This is a genomic window from Rhodopirellula sp. UBA1907 (assembly GCF_002337565.1).
GTDB classification, from domain to species: domain Bacteria; phylum Planctomycetota; class Planctomycetia; order Pirellulales; family Pirellulaceae; genus Rhodopirellula; species Rhodopirellula europaea.
Window position 1 is genome coordinate 48786 of the sequence record NZ_DDGH01000007.1, and the last position, 5988, is coordinate 54773.

The window sequence follows — 5988 nt, forward strand, 5'->3', positions numbered from 1 at the left end:
CAGGATGAATAGGAACAAACGCAGTTCGCCGCTCTGCGCCGCGATTTCGGGCTCCATTGCGATGGGGCCGTGGATGAGCGTGAACAGGAACAGTGGGAAGCCGAGTGCGAAGCAAATGTCAAAGATGTTGCTGCCCAAGGCGTTGGCCACCGCATCGTCGTAGTCGCCGTCCCGAGCGTCGCGAATGGACATGACCGTGTCAGGGACGCTGGTCGCCATCGATGCAAAGATGACTGCGACGAACATGGCGGGCATGCCCAGGCCTTCGAAGGTCTGCCCGAACAATTCGTACGATGGATTCTCAGCGTTGGCCGGGCCGCTGCCGAGCCACTCACACGCCAGCACCAACGTCCAGCAGGCCATCGCGATGACTCCCGTGCTGGTCAAAAGCAATCCCCAGCCATTCCAGGTTTCTTCTTTCATCTGTTCGCGATGATGGTCTTTGACAAACCATCGTTCCAGATCCAAGAGCGGGCCTCCGGAGATCCAATAGAACAAGGTGGCGATGGCGCCACGTGGGGACTCATCCTCCTCTTCGTCTTCATCATCCGATTGCTCGTCGTCGGAGGACAACTCTGAGGGCTTCATCTCAGAAGGCTTCATCGTCGTCAACATGTACGCGAGGTAAGTCCCGTACATCAGCATCAGGATCAAACCTTGCCACCAATGAAGTTGTTCTCCGTTGATCAACAGAATGAGAATGAACTCGCAGATGATCAGCGAGATCCCATCGCGGAGAAGAACACGAGTGGAAACGTTAACCGAGGTGACACGGACTCCCATCACGACAAAGCCAACCACGCTGAGAATGCAAACCGCGGGGATGATCATGCCGTTGAACAACGCGCTTCCTGCCGTGGTCCCGATGCCGATCGAAAATCCGTCTCGGTCGGAAAGCACAAACAGTGCGATCAGTGTTGTGAAGAGTTCCGGAATTGAACTGGAGATGGCATTGATCGTGCCGCCGCGAACGCCTTCGGAAAGGTTGCGTCCGATGTACTCACTCGCGATTTCAAATCCATCGCAGGCTCGCCAAATGACGAGGCAGGTGAGGAAGATCAGAACGAGTGGGATGACGATGCCCATGGAAGCCTTGAAAAACGGAAAGAGGAAGTTCGATTCGCGGATTGCTCACGACCCCAAAGAATGACATCGCGAAGGCAACAATTACAAGTGGCAGCAGTGTTTTGCCAACACCTCCGATTGGGCATGAGTTCCACGCTCGGTTTCACAAGGCCGTCTCAGAATGCAATCCGCGGATATCAGATTGAACGCGAAGAGACCTCGTTGTCCATCGCCGGACGCTCTTCGCGATCACGCGGCCGAGTCGTGAAACAGACAATGATGCGTGTATTGCTGTGCATGAAAGGCGGAAGACTGTGCCGGTTTTACCGGCCGTCCAGACATCACCGCTTTCGTTCCAGTTCAGAAAGATCCTTTTTGGTTGTTTCCACTGGAGGGGTCGCTAATCTGAAATTTTGACTTTTTTAGGTAATCGGCACGTTTCCTGCACCAATGGTCCTCGCCGCTTGGGCTGAACGAGCACCACCGGAAACGAACGGACATTCGACCGCCATTTGGAGCCACCTTCTATGCCGACCTCATCCATGACCCGCCGCCTTCGAACTTCGGCCAACGTCGCGTCCACCTTGACATTGTCGTGCGTCGTGTTGGGATCGCTCACCAACTCGCTGTCAGTTCGTGCCGACGATGCCGCATCGGTGTCTCATCACGCGGCCAAGTTTGGTGATTCGGGGAATGACCGAGTGTCGGTGCAGAAGATTGCTGTGGAAGACAGTACTGATCAGCTGGCCGAGCAAGCGATCGCTGAATTGGGATTGGACAATTCAAACGTCATTCAACAAGTGTCGGCGACATCGCCGGTGAACTCGCTCTCGACAAAAGACGCTTTGGCTCCGTTGATGGATGCACAGGGCACCGCGGGCAATCCTGAGGATCATCGATCGCATCCGCCGATCGCCGATCATCCATTGGGCTGGGCACTTGGGTTTGCCAGGGCTCATGCTGACCACATTCGACAGCACGTCAGCGATTACAGTTGCAAGTTGATCAAACGCGAACGCATCGATGGCGAACTGCAGACGCCGCAGATCATGGATGTTGCCGTGCGTGTCGCACAAACGAACCAGACGGGTGATGTCTCGCCGATGTCCGTGTTCTTGCAATACCAATCACCACGTACACTCCGCGATCGGCGAGTTCTCTACATCGAAGGTGAGAACGAAGGGAAAGCCCGTGTTCGAAAAGGCGGTGGAGCACTCAGCTATTTGGTGCTTTCCATTGATCCTCACGGTCGTCAGGCCAAAGAGCAAAGCAACTATCCCATCACGGATATTGGTTTTGACAAGATTATGAACCGCTTGATCGGGTTGATCGAATTCGACATGGAAACCGATCCGACCGGCGACAACACCGAAGTCACCTACTTTCGGAAAGCCCGGGTGATGGGACGCCCAGCCACTCACATTCAGATTGTTCATCCATCCAAAGAAGGCGGTGTCACATTCCATCGTGCCAACGCATTCATTGATGACGAACTGCACGTCCCCATTCGTTTGGAAGTCTACGATTGGCCCACTGCGGAAGGTGAATCACCTGAGTTGAAAGAGGAGTACACCTACGCGGATCTGAAACTCAATGTCGGCTTGGCTGATGCCGCTTTCGCTTCGACACGCTTGAAGGGCAAGCTAAAAGGTCCTGTCGGTTTGACAAAAACGGATCTGAAAGTCAGTCCCAATGCGGTTGCAAAGGACTGAACGATTCAGGCTGGCGTCAACACGCCAAGTCAGTCTTGTCTGTGATAGATGCTGTTGAGGATCTTGAGCGATTGAACCTTTCCGTTTTCCTGCCCTTCCAGCAACACGCCGACGTCATCGTCGGATCCATCCAAGTATTGAAGCCGTTTGGCAGACGATGTTTTCGCGAGTTTGCCAAACGTTTTGGGGCCTCCCCAGTCGATCACCATCTCCAATCCTTCGCCGGCTTCCGAAACCGTTATCACTCGTGACTGAAGTCTGAACTGCCCGACCAACGATTCGCGAAATTCTTTCTCGAACTGCTGCGATTTCGGGAGTGGAATGACCATGGTCTCCAAAGCCTTTCGGCAGCCAGATTCGGCAAGGAAGAAACCACGCTTGTCGTCGGTGTTGGCCAGGACGATTAAAGAAGCGTTCTGTTCTGGGTACCAAGAAACCGCAGTGAGGAAACCACGCACGGAACCGGTGTGAGAGACTCGCTGATGAGGTTCGCCTGCATCGGCGATTCGCCAACCAAGTCCGTAGCCGCCGTCGGGTCCAGGCTGCAGCATTCTCTCAACGCTTGTCTTTGATTTTCGAAGCGTTAGGAGAAAGGAGAGCATGTCCTCCGCGTTGGCAACGATCCCTCCCATTCCTTGGTATTGCAATCCGTAAAAATCGCCGTAGGGATGATCCAATGCGGAACGGTCCGCGCCATAGGTTGATTTGCCGATTGATACCTGGAAGCCTTCCGGGGCAGAGTCACCGGTGAAGCAAGCCGCATCCATTTTCGCAGGACGCAAAACCAATTCGCGAATTGCGTTCTGGTAGGTCTGGCCGGTTACCTCCGCGATGATGGCGGCGAGCAACGCGTAGCCCTGGTTCCAGTATTCAAATTTGGTCCCTGGTTTCTGTTGTGGGCCACCTCGCAGATAGGCTTTGGTCACCTGACCGACATCTTTTGACACTGGGCCGTAGTTGGTGCCGGGAATGCCGGAGGTATGTTGCAGCAGATGTTGGATCGTGATGCCGCGACAACTCTCAGGGACATTTGGCAAGTGATCCGCAATGGAATCCTCCAGAGACAATTTGCCTTGTCGATCGAGGATGATCACCGCGAGAGCCGTGATCGGTTTGGTCACCGACCCAATCTCGAACAGCGTTTTCGAATCGATTGGAATTTTTGATTCGGAGTCTGCGTAGCCAAAGTTTTGATTGGCGATGACCTTGCCATCTTTTTCGGCAACCACGATGCCACTGAATTTGCTTTTGCCGGCTCGGTCGATGACTTCTGCGAATCGACTCTGCAGTGACTCCTGGCCCATCAGAGTTTGGACGAGGAAGAATTGACTCACCAGTGTCGATATCAAGAGACTGGTGCAAAAGCGTACCGCCATCTGTTTGTTCCCGCAGATCGATCGAGACCATTGCCACCGGCGAGGCCGATGACCGTTCTCTTATTTGAAATCGTTCTCTGTGGGACTGTATGCGTGCCACCCGGCCAGGTCAAGTTTCGGGCTCGCATTCAATGATTGGATCGACCGATTGCGGTCACTCTATGAGAAACGCTGGATCCAGGGTCGGATCCAGCGTTGATGGTGAAATGATTGAAGAACCTACTTTCCGTAGGCTTCTTTCGCCGAGGAGTTCATCATTGCTTCGTAGTCGTCCATTTCTTGTGCCGCATCGGCAGGTTGCTGGATGACGGTCGATTCGCTGCTGTCGCATCCGACACAGAGAAAGGAGAGGCATGTCAGAGACAGGAAAGCAATCAATCGATTGGAGTGTTTGGTGTTGTACATCTGGTTGCTATGTAAATTTAGAAAAGTGTGATGAGATTGGAAAGCAAGGAAGCGTTGCTGCGTGATTGCAACAACGCTTCGATTCCTCGTTTGCCGAAGCAAATGCCTTTCCGGCTATCAGAGTGAGTCCAATGAAACCGTTTCTTTGTTCGCTTTAGTGCCGAGCGCACCCCACAATCCATACGGGCTTTTTGTGCCTGCGTTGCCAGGGTTGTGGTCTCTGTAAACGGTGTGAGCACGGGAGTTGCCCGCTTCGATGGAATCCGTGATGAACTTCACTGCCCCGTCACCCATCAAGACGTGAACACCACCTTGGTGACGCGAACTGGGTGGGTACATGCCCCAGGTGCTGTCCGCCGTCGTGCGTGAAACCGTTTCGCTGTTGGGTGCCAGAATGGTATTCATGCCCGAATGTTGCATTTCGCCGTCGGCCCAGTGAAATCCACGAGCCCAGCTTGCACGGGCACCGTCTCCAGCCGCGTTGTCGGTCGTCAAGTTTTCACCGGCACGCCAGAATTGTGGACGCTCAGGGTCGATCTTGTCATTGTCGCGAGCCCACGATGGGTTGTCGCGAAGGATGGCGGATCCGGGGCCGTCGATGGGAGCCGTTCGGATGTCACGATCACCCAAGTCGGTTGCGATTTCGCCGGCTGCGATCGTGTTGGACAAACCGTCCAAGACATCACGGAAGCCAGTGTATTGGCGAGCGACAAACATGCCGCGACCGGAGATGCGGATTTGTTCGGCGTAGCCTGAGTTCATGACAAGCGGATTGGAACCGCTCCAGGCACCGACTTCGCCGTATTCAACAGCATCCCCTTGGCATGCGGCGTAGTTGGTTCGGCCGAGTGCGGGCAGTCCGGTTCCTGGATCGCTGGGGCAACGAAGCGCAGCCAATTCAGTGATCCAAGGTGTGTAATCGGTTCGCCATGGTGCTGGGCCCATGCCAGGCCAAGGTGTCGTGCGGAGTGATCCGTCCGTGTTGATTGCCAACGGGTGACTGATTTGTTCCCACAATCCTTGTTGTTCGATGAAGGGCAAGATCGCTGGCAGCCAACCAAGACGTAGTTGGTTGCCTCCCAAAGACCCATCGTTGGTATTGTTCGTGCCGCCTTTTTGTGCGGGCAGCTTGTTGTAAGCCGAGTGATAGTTGTGAAGTGCGAGGCCGATTTGCTTGAAGTTATTGCTGCAACTCATCCGTCGAGCCGCTTCCCGAGCAGCTTGCACGGCAGGTAGTAACAACCCAACAAGGACGCCGATGATGGCAATGACCACCAGAAGTTCAACCAATGTAAAACCGCTTCTGCGCATCTTCTTCATAAGACTCTCCCCGAGAGCTGAATCGCGAATGGATGGCACCAGCCAATGCTGAAGTCGAGAACTCGACTGTGGTGCCTGAGTGGTAGATAAGCAACGCACGATCAATTAGT

The 5988-nt window shown here is 54.3% G+C and carries 5 protein-coding genes; 1 reads left to right on the forward strand and 4 read right to left on the reverse strand.

The window, feature by feature from the left end; translation table 11 throughout:
• The coding region (locus tag B2R17_RS02705; protein WP_286762741.1) for a sodium:calcium antiporter at positions 1 to 1086 on the reverse strand (1086 nt) is incomplete at its 3' end.
• A 506-nt stretch (positions 1087 to 1592) separates the two neighbouring features.
• Here B2R17_RS02705 and B2R17_RS02710 point away from each other — a divergent pair.
• Complete coding sequence (locus B2R17_RS02710; protein WP_286762742.1) at positions 1593 to 2777, forward strand: DUF1571 domain-containing protein; 1185 nt, start codon at positions 1593 to 1595, stop codon at positions 2775 to 2777.
• A 29-nt stretch (positions 2778 to 2806) separates the two neighbouring features.
• Here B2R17_RS02710 and B2R17_RS02715 read toward each other — a convergent pair whose 3' ends face one another.
• The 3 genes from B2R17_RS02715 to B2R17_RS02725 form a co-directional block, all read right to left on the reverse strand.
• Positions 2807 to 4111 carry a serine hydrolase domain-containing protein gene (locus B2R17_RS02715; protein WP_286762743.1) on the reverse strand — a complete coding sequence of 435 codons (1305 nt, stop codon included), beginning with the start codon at positions 4109 to 4111 and terminating at the stop codon, positions 2807 to 2809.
• 261 nt (positions 4112 to 4372) lie between these two features.
• Positions 4373 to 4558, reverse strand: coding sequence for a hypothetical protein (locus tag B2R17_RS02720; protein ID WP_286762744.1), 186 nt, complete (start codon positions 4556 to 4558; stop codon positions 4373 to 4375).
• A gap of 117 nt (positions 4559 to 4675) precedes the next feature.
• Positions 4676 to 5878: a DUF1559 domain-containing protein gene (locus B2R17_RS02725; protein ID WP_286762745.1), complete on the reverse strand. Its 1203-nt coding sequence runs from the start codon at positions 5876 to 5878 to the stop codon at positions 4676 to 4678.
• Positions 5879 to 5988 lie beyond the last annotated feature (110 nt).